The 19,195-nt window shown below is 45.7% G+C and carries 15 protein-coding genes; all 15 read right to left on the bottom strand.

Annotated features, from left to right (window positions below):
- Window positions 1-46: 46 nt before the first annotated feature.
- The 15 genes from ACSQ8O_RS12840 to ACSQ8O_RS12770 all read right to left on the bottom strand — a co-directional run bounded on the left by ACSQ8O_RS12840 (window position 47) and on the right by ACSQ8O_RS12770 (window position 19,142).
- The gene (locus tag ACSQ8O_RS12840; protein ID WP_436241870.1) at window positions 47-1,066 is read right to left on the bottom strand and encodes a Gfo/Idh/MocA family protein; all 1,020 of its coding nucleotides are present in this window, start codon (window positions 1,064-1,066) and stop codon (window positions 47-49) included.
- 26 nt (window positions 1,067-1,092) lie between these two features.
- The gene (locus tag ACSQ8O_RS12835) at window positions 1,093-2,172 is read right to left on the bottom strand and encodes a Gfo/Idh/MocA family protein (protein ID WP_436241869.1); all 1,080 of its coding nucleotides are present in this window, start codon (window positions 2,170-2,172) and stop codon (window positions 1,093-1,095) included.
- A gap of 120 nt (window positions 2,173-2,292) precedes the next feature.
- Complete coding sequence (locus ACSQ8O_RS12830) at window positions 2,293-3,972, bottom strand: extracellular solute-binding protein (protein WP_436241868.1); 1,680 nt, start codon at window positions 3,970-3,972, stop codon at window positions 2,293-2,295.
- A gap of 59 nt (window positions 3,973-4,031) precedes the next feature.
- The gene (locus ACSQ8O_RS12825; RefSeq protein ID WP_056616038.1) at window positions 4,032-4,904 is read right to left on the bottom strand and encodes a carbohydrate ABC transporter permease; all 873 of its coding nucleotides are present in this window, start codon (window positions 4,902-4,904) and stop codon (window positions 4,032-4,034) included.
- A gap of 45 nt (window positions 4,905-4,949) precedes the next feature.
- Complete coding sequence (locus tag ACSQ8O_RS12820) at window positions 4,950-5,879, bottom strand: ABC transporter permease (protein WP_436242008.1); 930 nt, start codon at window positions 5,877-5,879, stop codon at window positions 4,950-4,952.
- Between the two features lie 278 nt (window positions 5,880-6,157).
- Window positions 6,158-8,554, bottom strand: coding sequence for a glycoside hydrolase family 95 protein (locus ACSQ8O_RS12815; RefSeq protein WP_436241867.1), 2,397 nt, complete (start codon window positions 8,552-8,554; stop codon window positions 6,158-6,160).
- A 297-nt stretch (window positions 8,555-8,851) separates the two neighbouring features.
- Window positions 8,852-9,865 (bottom strand): LacI family DNA-binding transcriptional regulator, encoded by a 1,014-nt coding sequence (locus ACSQ8O_RS12810; RefSeq protein WP_436241866.1) that lies wholly within the window; start codon window positions 9,863-9,865, stop codon window positions 8,852-8,854.
- 75 nt (window positions 9,866-9,940) lie between these two features.
- Window positions 9,941-10,759 carry a 5-deoxy-glucuronate isomerase gene (gene iolB / locus ACSQ8O_RS12805; protein ID WP_436241865.1) on the bottom strand — a complete coding sequence of 273 codons (819 nt, stop codon included), beginning with the start codon at window positions 10,757-10,759 and terminating at the stop codon, window positions 9,941-9,943.
- Window positions 10,760-10,780: 21 nt separating this feature from the next.
- Window positions 10,781-11,821 carry an inositol 2-dehydrogenase gene (gene iolG, locus ACSQ8O_RS12800; RefSeq protein WP_436241864.1) on the bottom strand — a complete coding sequence of 347 codons (1,041 nt, stop codon included), beginning with the start codon at window positions 11,819-11,821 and terminating at the stop codon, window positions 10,781-10,783.
- Window positions 11,818-12,696: a class II fructose-1,6-bisphosphate aldolase gene (fba, locus tag ACSQ8O_RS12795; RefSeq protein ID WP_436241863.1), complete on the bottom strand. Its 879-nt coding sequence runs from the start codon at window positions 12,694-12,696 to the stop codon at window positions 11,818-11,820. The genes iolG and fba overlap by 4 nt, the downstream gene beginning before the upstream one ends.
- Window positions 12,697-12,728: 32 nt before the next feature.
- Window positions 12,729-14,174 carry a CoA-acylating methylmalonate-semialdehyde dehydrogenase gene (locus ACSQ8O_RS12790; RefSeq protein WP_436241862.1) on the bottom strand — a complete coding sequence of 482 codons (1,446 nt, stop codon included), beginning with the start codon at window positions 14,172-14,174 and terminating at the stop codon, window positions 12,729-12,731.
- A 31-nt stretch (window positions 14,175-14,205) separates the two neighbouring features.
- Window positions 14,206-15,216 (bottom strand): 5-dehydro-2-deoxygluconokinase, encoded by a 1,011-nt coding sequence (gene iolC, locus ACSQ8O_RS12785; protein WP_436241861.1) that lies wholly within the window; start codon window positions 15,214-15,216, stop codon window positions 14,206-14,208.
- A gap of 7 nt (window positions 15,217-15,223) precedes the next feature.
- Window positions 15,224-16,132 (bottom strand): myo-inosose-2 dehydratase, encoded by a 909-nt coding sequence (gene iolE, locus ACSQ8O_RS12780; protein ID WP_436241860.1) that lies wholly within the window; start codon window positions 16,130-16,132, stop codon window positions 15,224-15,226.
- Between the two features lie 21 nt (window positions 16,133-16,153).
- Window positions 16,154-18,019, bottom strand: coding sequence for a 3D-(3,5/4)-trihydroxycyclohexane-1,2-dione acylhydrolase (decyclizing) (iolD, locus tag ACSQ8O_RS12775; protein WP_436241859.1), 1,866 nt, complete (start codon window positions 18,017-18,019; stop codon window positions 16,154-16,156).
- A gap of 133 nt (window positions 18,020-18,152) precedes the next feature.
- Entirely contained in the window at window positions 18,153-19,142 is a 990-nt protein-coding gene (locus ACSQ8O_RS12770) for a LacI family DNA-binding transcriptional regulator (RefSeq protein WP_436241858.1), read from the bottom strand.
- Window positions 19,143-19,195: the final 53 nt, after the last annotated feature.

The raw sequence follows: 19,195 nt of genomic DNA, 5'->3' as shown, positions 1-19,195 counted from the left end.
TACTACTGCGAAGGGGATGCTCTGGCCTTTCCTTGGGGGTACGGTTTTATTCTGAAAGGTCACTCAGCTTCATCACAGCACCAGAACGGGCAGATAAAGTCGATGCTTCCATTAAACGGGTCAAATCAAAGGCAAGTTCAATATTCTCTGTCGCCGTCGTTCCCTGCTGAATATGGGATACCCATTGCTCGAAAGCGGAAGGCAGCTTGGGTAAATCGGTCACTTCTTGCCACCCTGTAGCTGCTTCACCTGACATTTTGGAGCTGCGGATGCGTAATTTATCATCCGTTCGGGCATACTTAAGGTTACCTTCTGTTCCTTGAATCTCCATATCAAATTGCGAGTAGCTGTTAACAAATCCAGCTTCCACAATGCCCAGTGCACCACTTGGATAACGTAAGGTGACTACGGCACTATCTTCAACCTCGCGATCGGTGATGTAGCCGAAGCTTGCACTAACGCTTTCCGGTAATCCGAGAAACAAACGAGCTAAGTACATCGGATGACACCCTAAGTCCATCAGCGCTCCCCCACCGCATTGCTCCAAGTTGAAGAAATGGGCTGGAAGCGCTCCGTCTGGATGTTTCTCTGTTCGCAGCGCACCATTATGTGCAAGTCGAATCCGTACAGTAGTAATCGTGCCTAGAAGACCTTCACGGATACACGTTAACGCTGCTTGTGCAAAGCCCATGTAGAGACGCGGTAAGGACACAGTTAGCTTAACCCCGGTTTCCTCGATCACGGCAAGTATTTCTTTGCATTCTTTGGTGGTCGTAGCTACAACTTTTTCCGTGAATATGTGTTTACCTGCTATTGCGGCTGCGATAATGACCTCATGATGCCGATTCGTTGGCGTACCCACAATGACAGCGTCAATCTCAGGATTTCTCAACAGCTCATCCAAGTTTCCATAAAAGGGAACACCTAGTTCCTCTGCCTTTTCGCGGCCTCGCTCCTGGATTTCATCCCAAACAGCAACAATTTCGGTATCCGTATGTTCGGCAGCTAAACATGCATAATCTTTGGCATGAACGTGCCAGAAGCTCAACATCGCTACTTTCATCATAGTTCGACTGCCTCTTTTCTAATGGTTTAGTCAAAATAGACAGCTTTACCCGTTCGATTCGATTCATAGATCGCTTCAAGAATCTCAGAAACGACACAAGATTGTTCTGGTGTTACGACTGGCTCTGTATCGTTGATAATGGCATCAATCCATAACCGAATTTCTTTATCCTGCATCGTTTCTTTCTTACCTTCGTAGAAATCTGCACCTTTCGCTTCGAACTGCATTTGGTTCACATAGAGGCGGCTATGCTTTTCGCCATTAATACGTAAGCCATCCTGCATATCAGCACCACCTTCTGTACCGCAAAGCGTACATTTGGCTTCCTTCGTATCGAGTGTATTCAGCGCCCAGCTTGCTTCTACCATGATCGTTGCACCATTCTTCATAACGATCATAGCAAAAGCTGAATCCTCAACCTTAAACTTCGCTGGATCCCAAGGCCCCCAAGAATTTGCCGCATTTTCCTTACGTGAAAGTTTATGATAAGCGGTGCCCAGCACCACCTTAGGTTCATAGTTATTCATTAACCAAAGCGTTAAATCGAGCGCATGCGTTCCAATATCAATTAGCGGCCCGCCGCCTTGTTTCTCTTCATCCAAGAAAACACCCCAAGTGGGAACACCACGTCTGCGAACAGCATGTGCTTTAGCAAAATAAATTTCGCCCAAATCCCCATCTTCAATAACTCGTTTCAAATGTTGGCTATCAGCACGAAACCGATTGTTATACCCAATTGTCAATTTCTTACCTGTTCGTTTCGCAACTTCCACCATACGGCGAGCATCTGCCGATGTTTTGGCCATCGGTTTCTCACACATCACATGCTTGCCTGCTTCCAATGCAGCAATCGATATTTCCGCATGTGAATCATTCGGTGTACAGATGTGAACCACATCAATCATTGGGTCTGCGAGTAATTCGCGGTAATCATCATAGACTCTGGCTCCAGGTGCGCCAAATTTCTCAGCTGCCTTATGTGCACTTGCCGGAAAAATATCAAAAAATCCGATAATTTCGACTTGCTCAATTTTGCTCAAGCTGGGTAAATGCTTCCCCGTTGCAATGCCGCCACAACCGATGATGGCTACTTTCACTTTGTTCACTGTTAGTTCCTCCCATGATGTAAAGCTGATATCTGCCTATTTAAAGAAGATGCTGGACATCGATGAGATACCTCAGCGTGCAGGCACTCCCCATCGAAATCCAGCTCTTCTAAGAAACGTTTACTTCACAAATTCCATTTGTTGTTTGATGATGGCCATAGCATCCTTAGCCAAGAACGCTGTGTTTTTATTTTCTGCATACCATTTGTTCATGAATTCTTCGAGTTTCTTGCCGTCTGCTTTATCCCAAGCTGCTTGTGCATCTTTAATCGCTTGTTCTGGCGTGTACTTAGAACCACTAAGGATAGCTTTAACGAAAAGATCATCTTTTTCTTTCAAAATTGTTGTATTGATAACTTGAAGATCTGCTGGATATACTGGCATATGATCCCCTAGCGTGACTCCAGGATATTCTCTTGATGGATCGAAGTAAATACCTTGGATCACTTTATACATTTCCATGTTGATTTTTTGATCAGGCAGCACATCTGGGTTGCTAAGCCCACTCAACGTATAGTTACATTTGTCTATGCCAGCTGAGTAGAACATGGAATAGTCTAATGCGTAAGCAACTTCATTTTTGGACTTATCTGCATCAATAACTTGAGGACAGCCGTTTGCAGCTTTCTTCCAGTGGACTCCTTCATCCCCGTAGATCGTTTTCCGAGCATTATCGGTCTGCATCATAAAGTCAAGATAGCGGCCAACTGCTTCAGGATCCTTCGCTTTCGCATTCACAACCGTTGTCATTTGAACTGGGTTATCGATCGCGCCGGTAAATGTTCCCATCGGTGATTTCGGATAACCTAATGGTGCAATTTCAACACCAGGTACATTTTTCTTCAATGTAGGTAAGTCAAGACCACCTACGCTGCCAGAGAACTGAACAAAGATCCCGATCTTTCCGTTAAGGAAGTCCTGTTTTGCTTTATTGCCATCTTTGTCGTTAATGTAGTCTTTGTCGATAATTCCGCCATCATAAAGTTTCTTCTTGAAAGTCAGGGAAGCAAATTCTTTGTCCCATGCACGAACAACTTTGCCGTCCTTAATATCCCATGCCAGCAATGTCTTTGAAGAACTCTCACCGAAAATTTCATTAATTGCTTGTTCTGAATACGTACTCATGTTCATACCGTACGTATCTTTCTTACCATTACCATCGGGGTCTTGATCAACAAACGCTTTCGCTACGTTATATAGTTCATCCGTTGTTGTCGGCATTTGCAAATTCAACTTTTTCAACCAATCCGTACGAATATAAAGAATATGCGCTGGAGTCGCTTCTTTTACCTTACCAATTTCGTAAATCTTGCCATCAGGTTTTGTTCCTGCCTTCTTCAGCTGAGGATATTTCTCTAATAGCTTTTGATATTCAGGCATATATTGCAAAATGTTGTCAATCGGCATCAATTGTTTTTGGTCATACAAACTGCCTCTGAACGGTGTATTATACTCGTTGACAATATCTGGAGCGGAACCGGAAGCAAACAAGACGTTTAATTTTTTCGTAGAGTCGCTTCGAAGAATTGGAACGAATTTTACATTGGCTGGTCCCTTTTGGTTAATAAACTTGGTCCAGCGATTTTCTTCATAGGTGCCTTCCGATGCCGGAACGCCACCGCGATCGTACATGGAAACTGTAACATCTCCACGTTTTGCTGGCGTTACTGCGGCAGACTTAGTTGCTTCTGCTGACGTTGTTGTTGCTTCTTCTTTTTTGTCACTGCTGCAGCCCGCTAATGTTGCCCCTAAAGCTACAACCCCTACCGTCATTCCAAGCCATAGTTTCTTGTTTTCCATATGCACGTTCCCCCTACAAGATTATATTATCGTTTTGTTAAACGGGAATACCTTCGTTGTTAACCTTTAACAGATCCTAGCATAACTCCCTTGACAAAATACTTTTGCAAGAAAGGATATACGACCAGCATTGGTACAACCATGACAACAACACCGACTGCTTTCACCATCTCTGTTGCAACCGTTTGCTGTTCCTCCAAATTGAGGGAAGGGGAGTTCAATAAATCATTTTTCTGCAACATCCCTTGGACAACTACAGTTAAATTCAACATCTCACTTTTATTAATGTACATGAGCACGTTCATAAACGAATTCCAGAAGCCAATGCCATAGAATAACGCAAGTGTAGCCAACATGGGAAGTGAGAGCGGTAATATGATCCGAATGAGCAGTGAAGTATCATTACAGCCATCAATCCGTGCAGCTTCCTGCACTTCATAGGGAATATTCTCGAAATAGCTTTTCATAAGAAGCATGTTATAGGTGCTGATGAATCCAGAAAGCCATAAAGCCCAATAGGAGTCAATAAGGTGCATGTTCTTAATCACGAGATATGTGGGAATCAACCCACCCGAGAAGAGCATGGTGAACACCATACCTAGAACTAGATAGCGTCTTCCAATCAGATAGGATCTAGACAACGGATAAGCAGCTAGTATGGTGCCCAATAAACTTAACACCACACCAATCACCGTGATAAGCACACTATTTTTAAAAGCACTCCAAGCAGGGCTAGCGATGAAGAAAATTTTATATGCTGTAAGTTCTAAACCCACAGGCCAAAAGAAGACATGACCAGATTCAACAGCAGATCGCTCACTTAGAGATAGTGCGATGAGATGAATAAATGGCAGAATACAAGTTAATGCGATTAATCCGAGAACTAAATAATTGATTGCATAAAATATTTTTTCTCCATTTGTCGCTTTCATACAAATCCTCCTTCCACGGATGTTGAACTCGATGTATACAGGATGCTAGAAGAGTGCTTGATCGTATTTCTTAGCGATCCGATTAGCTATAAGTACAAGACTGCAACTAATGATTGATTCAAAAAATCCCATGGCTGTTGTTAAACTAAACTGAGCATTGCCCAAGCCAATTTTATAAATATACGTACTTATGACTTCAGACACTTCCGAAACTCCGGCGTTCTGTAAGTTGTAGACTTGATCAAAGCCTACTTCCATAATCTTACCCATTGCTAAGATGAGTAATAAGATAATCGTGTGACGAATGCCTGGGATTGTTACGTGCCACATTTGCCGCCATTTCGTAGCTCCATCCATAGCTGCAGATTCGTATAGAGATGGATCAATGGTTGTAAGCGCTGCTAGATAAATAATGGTGCTAAAACCCATTTCCTTCCAAATTCCAGATCCAACAAAAATGGCTAGCCAAGATTTGGACTCGTACAGGAAAGTAATCGGTTCAATTCCAAAAAGGCCGAGCACCTTATTAATTGAACCATAATCCGTTGCGAATAGAGACAATACGATGCCGGAAACAATAACCCATGAGAAGAAATGCGGTAAGTAGATAATTGTTTGTACCCATCTTTTAAACCACGAGCGTCTCACTTCATTTAATAAAATAGCTAGAAAGATCGGCGTCGGAAATCCAAATACCAAGCTCAGAAAACTTAACCAAAATGTATTCCAAATAATTTGTAGCGTATTTGAACTAGAGAATAACACATGAAAATTTTTCAGTCCCACCCAAGGACTTCCTAAAATACCATCTGCAAAGTTATAATTCTTGAAAGCGATAACAAGTCCGCCCATAGGCCAATATTTGAATAAAATATAGTAAGCAATAACAGGAACCAGCATGATAAACAAAGGAATGTTTTGCTTCAGTCTTCTTCGTCGTTTTAGTCGCAAGGCATTTAGCTCACTTTGAGTCATCTGGATGTCAGGAGTTTTAATAATATTCCCATTCATGTTTGCTTCACTCCTTTACTTTAATCTTATAACCCTATGATATAAGTTTTTATAGGAAAAACCCTTAAAATATTATAGAAGAAACTATAAATTCATTGGGTCATTACTCGCTTTTTCTTCTTTTTATACGATAGCTGACAAGCACACAAAAGGCGAACTTCCCCCATACCTCATAGGGGGAGTTCGCCCTTGCCTCGAGCATGTAAACCTCAGACAAACTGCTTCCATAAGTGCAATTATTCTCAATCGTTGGAACCCGATTGCGGTACGATCCTGTACCTAGTACCAGCAAATGTTGTAAACGTCATGCAACCTGAGTGTTCCAATGAATTAAAAGTAACTTGTCGGCCCTCCTCATCCAACACCAGTACCGGTATTCGAGAATAAATCGTACACGGTTCGCCGTTCAAAGAATCGATCATCGCTTCGCTCAGACTGCCGCTGTCCCAGCGCAAATTGACCGTGAACCCTCCGCGCGCCCGCAACCCGTTAATAGAACCGGAAACCCACGTTTCGGGAAGCGCTGGCAGCAAGTGGAGAAACCCTTTATGAGATTGCAGCAACAATTCCGATATGCCAGCTGTAGCAGCAAAATTGCCATCGATTTGAAATGGCGGGTGCGCACCAAACATATTGGCATAAACGCCGCCCCTCTGTGATTTCCACTTGTCCGGCTTCACGAGCTGCAACATGTTATAGATAAGCCGTTCCGCGCGATTACCATCTTGGAAACGGGCCCATAATCCTAATTTCCAACCGAGACTCCAGCCCGTCCCCTCGTCTCCGCGTCTATTTAATGATGTTCGTGCCGCCGCAAACAAATCGGGCGTAACCTCTCCATTAATTTGGCGTCCAGGATATACTCCAAACAAATGTGAGACGTGACGGTGATTCATGTCCTCCTCCTCGAAATCGCTATACCATTCCTGAAGTTGGCCGTACTGTCCAATTTTCAGCGGGAATAGCTTACTTCTCGCCATCGTGAGCTCGGATCTGAAATCCTCATCCACACGCAGTACTTCAGCAGCCTCGAGGCAATTCGTAAACAAATCCCAGATCAATGATAAGTCCATCGTCGAAGCTATGCTTACAGCTGTTTTCTCACCGTCACTACTAATAAATTTATGTTCCGGCGACGTGGAAGGGGCTGTGACAAGATATCCTTCCTGATCCTCAATGAGCCAATCCAAACAAAACAGAGCGGCTTCCTTCATGATTGGATATGCTTTCTCACTTAGATACGCCTTATCTCTGCCAAAGGCATAATGCTCCCAGAGATGCTGACAAAGCCAAACACCGCCCATTGGCCAGTATGCCCAAACCGGGTCGCCATGTCCATAATCGCCTACAGGTGCACTCTGAGCCCAAATGTCAGAGTTGTGATGCGCTGTCCATCCACGGACACCGTAATTGATCTCTGCGGTACTCCTCCCGTTAACCGATAAATTCCCAATAAAATCGAGCAGCGGTTGATGGCATTCAGGTAGGTTGCAGGTTTCTGCGAGCCAATAGTTCATTTCCGTATTGATGTTCAATGTATAATTGCTGCTCCACGGCGGTCTTGTCTCCTTATTCCAAATGCCTTGCAGGTTAGCGGGCTGCGTCCCCTCGCGTGAGCTGGCGATCATTAAATATCGGCCATACTGAAATAATAGTTCTACTAAGCCCGGATCCTGAGCCCCAAACTCAGAAATCCGTTGGTCTGTCGGCATATCTGCAGGGCTGATCGTCTTCCCAAGTTGAATGTTGACTCTATCAAACAAGCTGCGATAGTCGTTGACATGACTATCGCGAAGCTCCGTATAAGAATACTGCATCGCCTCTGCCAGGTATGTTTCTGTGATCGCTAGTGGATCCTTACCTTCTCTGCCCGGGGAGCGATTAAAGCCATTAAAGCTTGTTGCCGCACTGAAGTAAAGCGTCACACTCGTGGCTCCTCGAACATGCAAACCTGCTTGATCTGCATGCATGTAACCGTCATCCAAAACAATCGCGAGTCGACCTACGAAAGACATCGCCTCTCCGTCCTCTTGATCTTCGTATACAATCGGTTGGTCAACATGATAATAACTTGGCGCCACCTGCACCGGCGCCTTCCCACGAATGATCCATTGACCGTTCTCATGGACCATATTAACACGCAGTAGGCTATCCAGACGCGCGGTAAAATGTAGTGATCCGGCTTGACTGGACTTCAGACGAATAGCAATAACCTGACTGGGATTGGAAGCAAACATCTCTCGCGTGTACAAAACATTACCGATCTGGTACTCGACGCGAGATACCCCTTCCTGCAAATCCAGCTCTCGTCTATACGAATGCGCGCTATCCCCATGCTCAAATACAAGTGTGAGATCGCCAAACGGCAAATAGGATTGCGTGTAAGGCCCTAACATCTCCTTACACATTCGGTCAGCATCCGCATATCTTCCTTCCGCCAAGAGACGACGCACCTCCGGCAGCACTTCCTTGGCACGAGGGTTATTACAATTTTTTGGCCCACCCGACCAGAGTGTATCTTCGTTTAATTGCATTTTTTCTACTTCGATTCCGCCGAAAATCATGGCACCTATTCGACCGTTGCCAATTGGCAGCGCTTCAGTCCATTCCTTAGCAGGACTTTGAAATAAAATTTTCATTTCTCCTCAACCCTTCAATTTCTTTTTTTAACTAAATTTACTTTTATTGGTTTGATTCATCGGTATTTCTACCTTATTAAATATATGATTACCCCCCCATTGTAAAAGGAGGAAATATGAATGGATATGTATATAAATACGAAGTATTTGCACAAAATTAAGCTATTTTAATGATGAGAATTAGCAACAACTTTGAATGTCTTCAAATTATTACCTAGTTAATTGCCATGCGCGGCACACTAAGATATGAAAAACTGCCTCCCCCTAAGGGAAAGCAGTCTTCGCTTCCATATACGATCACTTTGCCGGAGCTGCTGTAGATTGCCTGATGATGAGTTCTGGACGCATAACGATGCGTTGCTTGGCTTGTGATTTCTTCTTCAGTTCGAGAATAAGCAGATCGACGACTTGCTTACCCATCGGCTCAATCGGCTGTGCAATTGTCGTAAGTGGTGGATCTGTCACGGAAGCTAGAATGGTATTATCGAAACCGATCACGGAAATATCTTCAGGAACACGCAGCTTTAATTGTTTCGCAGCCTGCAAGGCGCCAATCGCGAGCATATCATTACAGCAGAAAAGCGCAGTAGGTCGTTCGGCGGCAGGTTTCTCTAGAAGTTCAATAGCTTCGCGTTTGCCGTCTTCTACGGTATAACTACAATTCCGAACCCTCGCTTCAGGGAGCCCGATACCGGCTTCCTCTAACGTGGTCACGAAACCTTTTACCCGTTCACGACTACTTGTAACTTTGGTATGTTCAGCAAGAATCGCCATGCGTGTATGACCAAGCTCCAAGAGATGCTTAGCAGATAACGTGCCACCAACGAAATCGTCAACAACAACGGTATGTACAGCCATATCCGGCATCTCCCGTGCGATCATGACAACAGGAATCGATCGCTCCATGAGTGGTGTAAGCATGTCCTTATTATCCATCCCGGTCCCGATAATCATCCCATCCACACTTTTTTGCTGGAGTAAGTTCAGATACCGTTCTACACGTTCGTCTTTATTATCCGTACTGCAGATAACGAGACTGTATCCTAGATTATGACCTTGGTCTTCAACTGCCCTTGCGATTTCAGCAAAGAAGGGATTGGAGATATCAGGGACAAGCAGGCCTAACGTATATGTCTTCTTCCCAGTAAGTGCTGATGCGATGACACTTGGCTGGTAATTGAGCTTTTCCATCACTTTCAGAATTTCAGTGCGCCGTTCTTCGCTTATTTTCCCTTTACCGTTCATGACTTGCGATACCGCTGCAATCGATACACCGGCTTCCCTAGCCACATCGTAAATGGTTGCCTTCATCGTACTACCCCATTTTTCTTGAAGAATACAGTTATTCCCCCATTATGACGGGGCTTTCCAGAACTTGCAACCGTCTTACGACTTGCTCGGCTTCGTCATGATCCAATCATGGTCGGGGTCATTATGAAATTTCCATATCCGCGTAGGTCCCGCCATGACATTCAAATAATACACATCATAGCCCGGAGGCGCAGATACAGGATGATAACCACGCGGAACTAGCACAGCTTCCCCGTTCTTAACAATTAACGTCTCATCAAGTGAACGATCATCCGTGTAAACCCGTTGAATCGCAAAGCCTTGCTCGGGCTGGACACGGAAATAATACGTTTCCTCCAAAAAGGACTCTTCTGGAAGCGCATCACGATCATGCTTGTGCGGCGGATAGCTGGACCAATGGCCATTCGGTGTAAATACTTCGACAACAAGCAAACTATCAGCAGGCTCGCTCTCAGGTAAAATATTATGAATGTACCGCTCGATATTCCCATACCCGCGGGTCTCAACGCCTACTTGGGCAGGAGCAATTAATCGTGAACGATGATTTCCCGCGCCAGGAGCTGAACAAACAGCGAGTTGAAGTGAGGTTAACGCCGTTACTTCATAGGTATCGTTGCTAGTCACATAAACAGAATACGGTGGAATTTGCTCAAATACGCTCATGCGCTGACCAATGCCAAGCCATTCTTCTTCCTTTGTACACACATCCGCTTTGCCGCTCAACAGAACGAGGCATACCTCTTGATCGACGGTTTCACGTTTTAAGGTTTCTCCTGCTGCCAATTGGACAACTTCGAAGCCAACATACTGCCAACCTGCCGATTCCGGCGTCACTTGTAAAAGGCTGCCTTCTTCATTCGGAGAAGATGCAGGTGTTACAATTAATTTGGACATCGTAACGTCTCCCTCTTTCCTTTAAACTACGGAAGATTGCTTTAGCAATTCCAAGGCTTCGCTAACTTTCACGGGTCTGCCCAAACGGGAAGATAACTTCGCAGCCAGCGCAATCCGTTCGGCTTGAACGCCGTCATCCCCACTAACAGGCACACATTTATCATTCAAAATCGCATCAATAAACATTTGCGTTTCTTCTATATAAGCTGCTTGATAACGCTCAAGGAAGAAATGCAGCGGCTTATCACTCACAATCGAATCTGCTGTGGAGATCACAGCTGTATTCGGATGATCATTCGCAACGACCACACTGCCCTTAGAGCCAAACACTTCAACACGCTGGTCATAGCCATAGACGGCTTGACGGCTGTTATCAATGACACCCAATGCGCCATTCGCAAAACGAAGGGTCACAACCGCTGTATCCACATCGCCATGCTGGGCAAAATCCGGGTTGATCAGTACATTACCAACCGCATACACTTCTTCAACCTCGCTGCCTGAAACGAACCGAGCCATATCAAAATCATGAATCATCATATCCATGAAAATACCGCCAGAAACTTTAACATAATCAATATGAGGCGGATTCGGGTCACGAGAAGTAATTTTAATAATATGCGGATCGCCGATCCCCCCGCCTTGCACGACTTCTTGTACACGCTTGAAATTATGATCAAATCGACGATTAAACCCAATTTGCAGCTTCACGCCAGCTTTTTTAACTTCATCAATGGCTGATACCGTTTTCGTGATATCCATCGAGATTGGTTTTTCACAGAAAATATGTTTACCCGCACGCGCGGCTTGCTCAATCAACGGAACATGCGTATCAGTGGAAGAACAGATGAAAATAGCATCAATGTCGGAATGATGAATAAGTTCGTTACTATCCTTTGTCACAATAGCGATGTTGCGGTCTGATGCCCATGCTTCTAGTTCTGGGCCTGCAAACAGATCACTCACCGCGATAATTTCTACCTGCGGGTTCCGCAATAAGTTGTCCGCGTGGATTTTACCAATTCGGCCTGCGCCGATAATACCGATTCTGATCTTTTTCATCCTAGGTTCCCTCCCGCTTTACCTGCACTTCCGAATAACTGAATTTTGGCTCTCACAGATGCAATGATGGCTTCCCGAGCTGGAATTAGATAATTCCTAGGATCATAGGCATCCGAATGATCATTCAAAAATGTGCGAATCGTTGCCGTGCAGGCAATTTGATTATCTGTATTTACGTTAATTTTAGCTGTTCCACAAGCAATGGCTTGGCGAATTTCGTCATCTGGCAGACCGCTTCCCCCATGTAGCACAAGAGGTACACCAGTCAGCTCTTTAATTTCAGCCATCCGTTCAAAACCAAGCTTGGGCTGTCCGCGATATGGGCCATGAACCGATCCAAGCGCAGGTGCTAAGCAATCGATGCCTGTTTCCTGAACCATTTTTACGCAATCCTCAGCTACTGCATACATCCCATCTGCATCATCTACAACGAGATCATCTTCACGTCCTGTGATTCGACCTAACTCAGACTCTACAGAAACACCAAGTACGTGCGCAGCTTGCGTCACTTGACGCGTCACTTCGATATTGTGCTCTAGGGAATGATGGGAAGCATCGATCATCACTGAGGTAAATCCAGCGTGGATCGCTTTGATGCATACTTCATAGGAGCTCCCATGGTCCAAATGAAGAGCTACCGGCACTGTAATGCCGTAATGCTCGATCAAGGCTTTCACCATGCCAGCGATGCAAGGCAGTCCACCCATATAGGGAATGTAAGCCTCACTGACACCAAGAATCACAGGTGCCTGTTCAAGTTGAGCCGCTTGTAAGATCGCTTGTGTGAATTCAAGATTATTCAAATTAAATTGACCAACAGCATATTTACCATCTAACGCCGTCTGCAGCATCTCTTTCATCGAAACCAATGCCATAAGATCCTCTCCTTTCTAACGGAAACTCGCTGTTACCAGCGAGCGGTTACCATCTTTTTACGCGTATAGAATTCCACGCCATCCGTACCGTTGGCATGCAAATCGCCGTAGAAGGATTTTTTCCAGCCAGAGAATGGGAAGAATGCCATCGGCGCAGGTACACCAAGATTTACACCAAGCATCCCAGCTTCAATGTTTTCACGGAATTGACGTACATTGCTGCCATCTTGCGTAAACAAGCATGCCCCATTCGCGAATTCGGAACGGTTGGAAAGCTCAATTGCTTCTTCGAGTGTGTCAACTCGAACGATAGAAAGTACAGGAGCAAAAATTTCGTCTTCCCAAATTTTCATCTCACATTGCACTTGATCGAAGATCGTCGGTCCTACGAAGTAGCCAGCTTGCCCAGCCGCAGCGTCTTTACGACCATCGCGAACCATAATGGCGCCTTCATTTTCACCGATTTCAATATATTTCAATGTACGTTCTTTATGTCCGCCACGAATGACAGGACCTAAGAACACACCTTCATCATTTCCGTTACCAATCGTAATCGCATCTGCCGCTTCAAGCAGCTTGCTAACTAGCGTATCCGCAACATCGCCTACGGCCACTACAACGGAGCATGCCATACAACGCTCGCCCGCAGAACCGAATGCTGCGTTCGTGATTTCCTTCACCGCAATAGATAAGTTCGCATCCGGCATGACGATGGAGTGATTTTTCGCGCCAGCTAGTGCTTGCACGCGTTTCCCGTTCGCAGCAGCTGTTTTGTATACATACTCAGCTACGGGCTGGGAGCCAACGAAGGAAATAGCTTTAATATCTTTGTGCTCAAGAAGGCCATTCACCACATCATGTGCACCATGAACGATGTTCAAGACACCAGCTGGTAATCCAGCCTCGTGGAACAATTCCGCAAGGCGATTAGCCAAATGAGGCGTACGCTCCGACGGCTTCAATACGAAGGTATTGCCGCATGCGATCGCGAGTGGGAACATCCAGCAAGGTACCATCATCGGGAAGTTGAATGGCGTGATGCCACCAATAACTCCGATTGGGTAACGGTACATCCCAGACTCCAGATTAGAAGCAATATCCGGAAGCTGTTTGCCCATCATAAGTGTAGGGGCACCAGCGGCGAACTCCACACACTCGATGCCGCGAAGTACTTCGCCATATGCTTCGGAGTAGCTTTTACCGTTTTCTTTCGTCACGATACGAGCCAGCTCTTCCCAATGATCAACGAGAAGCTGTTGGTATTTGAATAAGACTCTTGCTCTCTTCGGTACAGGTGTACGGCTCCATGATTGAAACGCTTCTTGCGAATTACGAACTGCTTGATCAACTTCTTCTTTTGTGGAAATGGGAATATATGCAAGGATCTCTTCTGTTGCAGGATTATAAACAGGCTCCGTTTGTGTTGCGGATGATGCGACCCATTCGCCGCCAATCCAGTTTTTCAATGTATGTGTCATAGCAATTTCGCTCCTTTAGGTTGATAAGTCATTATGACGCTGTGATTTCTCCACGATTGCAACGTTCAATATAATCATCCACTGCAGCCGCAGTTGGCATCGCATCCGAGCAGCTATGACTGGAAATCACGATACAAGCAGCTGCGCTTCCGTATTCCATACTTTTTTCCAACGTCCACCCTTGCATAACCCCATAGATAAAGCCCGCTGCATAAGAATCACCAGCTCCAAAAGTCTTAACAACCTTCGCTGGGAAGCTCTTCGCGCGATGACCGACACCATCCGGTGTGTAGGCGATAGAACCGTCTTTGCCATGCTTGATAATGACAATCTTAGCGGAATAGTCGAACCATTTTGCCGCTGTGATATGATCATCTTTTTCCGGATTATGTTCAAACTTCTCCATCATGTCGAACTCTTCGCGCGTACCGAGAATGATATCGCATTTCTCAGCAGCTAGATTATAGTACACAGCCGTCTCTTCCGGAGATGTCCATGTGTATGGACGATAATCGAGATCAAATACGATGATTGCTCCATGCTTCTTCGCATAATTCAGTGCTTGAAACACCGCTTCGCGTGAAGGACTTTGAGCTAGAGCCGTTCCGGAGATCAGCAATACTTTTGCGTTTGCGATCAGTGATTCTTGAACCTCATCTGGTGTTAACTTCAAATCAGCCACGTTATCGCGATACATCAGGATGCTGCAATCCGTCGGGCTTTTGATTTCTGTAAAAGCTAATCCTGTCACAGCTCCCGTGCGATCTGTCACAACATTGCTAGTATCAATCGCGTTGCGCTCTAAATAGGTAGCAATAAAACGGCCCATTTGATCATTCGCGATTTTGCCGATAAACGCTGTTTTCATCCCTAATCGGGACATACCGATCGTGATGTTTGCTGGGGACCCGCCAACATACTTCGTGAACGTCATCGTCTCTTCCATCGGACGGTGAATTTCGTTCGCATTCAAATCGATACATAGTCTGCCGATTGCTACAAAATCAAGTGATTTCTCTTGCGGGAATGTCACATAGGTCATGGCCTCATTACCTGCTTTCTTTGATTAATAAAGAATGTATATAGTTCAGTGCGTTTTTCGCATATTCGTAAGCATTATGGGTTGCAGGGTCTTGCTCGCCTTCGAGCATCGCCCATCCTGTGTATTCACGATCCAATAACTCTTTGAAAATCGGTGCAAAATCAAGGCAGCCATCCCCTGGTACGGTAAATACACCTTTGCGAATACAAGTTACGAAATCAACCTGCTCCGCGCGCGCTTCATCCAGTACAGCTTGACGAATATCTTTCAAATGGATGTAAGCAATTCGGTTGTAATGTTTGCGCAATACAGTCAACGGATCTCCACCACCGTAGTAGGTGTGTCCTGTATCAAACAATAGGTAGACCAAGGAAGGATCGGTTAGCTCCATCAATCGATCGATCTCTTCCGGTGATTCAATTACCGTTCCTCCGTGATGATGATAGGTCAGCTTCAGCCCGTGTTCCGCTGCAATAGCTCCCGCACGGTTTAGCCCTTCTGCTAAGCTCTGCCAGCCTGCTTCATCGAGGCGAAGCACTTCTTTCTCGTTCGGTGTACGACGCGGATCAAAATGGAGTGAACCCCCGACTTCCGCTGTAGAAATGACCGTGCTGCCCATTTCTTTCAGAAATAGCACATGCTTACGGTAAGCTTCCAGTTCTTCTTCTCGGTAAGCAGGATCCGAGAACAGGACCGATTTCCATTGGGATACGAGACTGATACCACGTTCTGATAGTTCTTTCTTCAGCTCATTAATATCGGTCGGATATTTGCGCCCCATCTCCGTTCCGGTTAATCCCAGCTTCTGGATCTCATCTACGATCTGTTCAAATGTGGTATCAGCGCCATGTTCCTTGACGTCCTCTCCCACCCAATTAATCGGATGTATGCCTAGCTTAAACGGTAGTTCTTCCATCGTTAGGTCACCTCTTCTTAGTTAAATAGGTTTAGCCGCTTGAATGTTTTTCTTCATTTCTTCATGAGCTGCTAACACTTTGGCACTCTCCGAAACCTCAGGTACGCCAACTTGCCACCAAGACTCATAGCCGCCTGTGTTCGTACCTGGTTCGACAGGGATTTCAATCAAGGTTGTCACCGTTTCTGCTTTCGCTTGCAGCAGCGCTGCCTTCAGCTCTTCGGGATTAGTCGCCTTGTATGACTTCGCTCCCAAGCTGCGCGCATGTGCTGCGAAGTCAATCGGCATATAGTTTCCTGTGAGTTTACGCGTCCCCGATTCCCGATAACGGAATTCATTCCCAAAGCCTTCGCTCCCTTGACTGCGCTGCAGATTATGAATGCATTGGAAGCCATGGTTATCGAACAGCAGAATCGTAAATTTCTGACCCTCTTGCAAGCTCGTCACTAATTCCGAGTGAAGCATTAAGTAACTGCCATCTCCGACGATCGCATACACCTCACGCCCCGGTTCCGCCAAAGCTGCGCCGAAGGCACCGCTTACTTCATATCCCATACAAGAGAAACCGTATTCCATATGGTACGTTTTGGGCTCCGTTGAACGCCATAAACGGTGTAAATCGCCAGGTAAACTTCCCGCTGCGCAAACAACAACCGAGGAAGCGTCAATTGTTTCATTGATCACACCAAGCGCGTGTGTTTGAGCAAACCCTTCTGCACACTCTGCTTGATACAAACGATCCACTTCTCGATCCCATTCGTCTTTCAAAGTTGCTATGTAACCAGTCTCGTAGTTGCTCGAATAATCAAGGAATGTCAGAGCTTCGCGCAATAAGTTTAGTGCTTCCTTGGCATCAGCCGTAATCGAAACACCGCCTAACTTCGAAGAATCGAAGCCGCTGATATTGATATTAATAAATTGCACATCGTCATTCTCAAATGCTGATTTGGACGCTGTAGTAAAGTCGGAATACCGCGTACCTACACCGATAATCAAATCCGCTTGTTTCGCTAGCTTGTTCGCAGCGAGTGCTCCTGTCACGCCAATCGCACCGACATGCAGCGCATGATTCCAAGGCATCGCGCTTTTTCCTGCTTGCGTTTCCGCTACTGGGATGCCGAACGTTTCTGCAAATTCCGCTAGTTCCTTCGTCGTTTCCGCATATAACACGCCGCCGCCTGCAATAATTAACGGACGCTTCTTACCTAAGATTAGTGCTGCCGCTCTTTGGACAGCTTCCTGTGCAGCTGGTCGGCGATCGATATAATGAACTTTCTTATCAAAAAAGGCTTCCGGATAGTCGTAGGCTTCCGCCTGCACGTCTTGGGGAAGCGCTAAAGTCACCGCTCCTGTTTCCGCGGGATCCGTTAACACCCGCATCGCTTGCGTCGCTGCACTTATCAATTGCTCGGGACGAACGATCCGATCCCAGTATTTGCTCACTGACTTGAATGGGTCGGTCGCAGATATCGTATAATCGTTCGTGACTTCAAGCTGCTGCAGGACAGGATCTGGCTGTCTCGAAGCAAAATTATCGCCCGGCAGCAGCAGTACCGGGATGCGGTTGACAGTCGCAGTTGCCGCAGCCGTTACCATATTGAGTGCACCTGGGCCAATTGATGTTGTGCAGGCATATATTTGTTTGCGGTTCTTTTGCTTCGCGTAAGCGGTTGCAGCGTGGACCATTCCTTGCTCGTTTTTGCCTTGTATATACGTAAGGTCACCTGCGCTATACTCCAACGCTTCTCCAATCCCAGTTACATTGCCATGTCCGAAAATCCCCATGACACCTTGAACAAATTTAGTCTCCTGTCCATCGATGGAAATGTACTGCTGATCTAGAAAGCGAAGTAATGCTTGTGCCATTGTAAGTCGAATTGTACGCATGTAAATCTCCCTTCTATTCAGAGGTTAAGCGCTTAATCTTCCAATCTTTAAGCGCTCGCCCCTGTGCGGGTTAAGCGCTTAATCCGATCATACAGCATTTTTATTTTACTCGCAATGCTTTTTTTTAAACCATCTAACTTGAGCTCCGGATCACGAGATGTCCAGTAAGTGTTCGCGAAGATACCTGTCGCTTACCCATTAATTCCTTCATCATTTCCATGGCAAGTTTCCCAGCCTCGTCCCTAGGGTAATGAATAACGCTTAATTGAGGCTCTGTAAGTGTCGTCATCAAAATATTCTCTGAACCAAGGATAGCAAGCTGCTTCGGTATTTGAATGCCATTCTTCTTGCAAACATCCAATATACCTGCAGCCATCAAATCATTGGAGCAGATGATCGCGCTGAAAGGTAGTCCTGATGGGTGGTTGTCCACATAGCTTTGAAAGACCTCAGACGCATTTTCTAATCGGCCTCCACCGTTTAGCAAAGCCCCTTCTTGCAGCTCCAATCCCTCTGCCAGCATGGCTTCTTGAAAATGAAGCAGCCTATTCACATGATAGGAGGACGATTCCGTATCGGTCATGTATCCGATGCTTGTATGCCCTTTGTCCTTCAAATGTTGAATAGCCTGCCTGTAAAGAACAGTCCAGTCTACATCAATAAAGGGTATTCCCCGTACTTCGGCATTCGGGCTTTTGGTCACAGATAAGATAGGGACTTCCCATTCCAAAATTCGGTCGTATGTCTCTGCCTTGAGCTGCTGACCAAGCAGGATAATACCATCCACCCGCCCGCGCAATGATGATATTAATTGCTCTTCGGTATCCGGCGTATAGCTCTGGAAAAATACGAGAAAGGCTTCTTCTCTCGCAGCGGATTCAAAATGTAACAATAAGCCTGCCTCGAACGGATTCCCTAGATAGTTCACCAATACTGCCAATTGACCTGTCTTCTTCGTTTTTAAACTTCGGGCCAAGAGGTTAGGTTCATATCCCAATTCTTTCATAGCTGCGAGAACTCTCACTCGCGTTTCCATCTTTACGTTGGTCTTTCCGTTCAGCACATAAGATACGACGGCAACGGAGACACCCGCACGTTCTGCTACTTCTTGTCGACTAGCCATTCAATAACCCCCCGAACTTTCTACTCGAGTAAATTATACTCAAAAAACGCTTG

Origin of the sequence: Paenibacillus sp. LjRoot56 (assembly GCF_964253335.1) — a bacterium.
Classification (GTDB): domain Bacteria; phylum Bacillota; class Bacilli; order Paenibacillales; family NBRC-103111; genus Paenibacillus_E; species Paenibacillus_E allorhizoplanae.
Note: the sequence above shows the minus strand (reverse complement) of the source record. Positions and strands in the feature narration are given on the sequence as shown.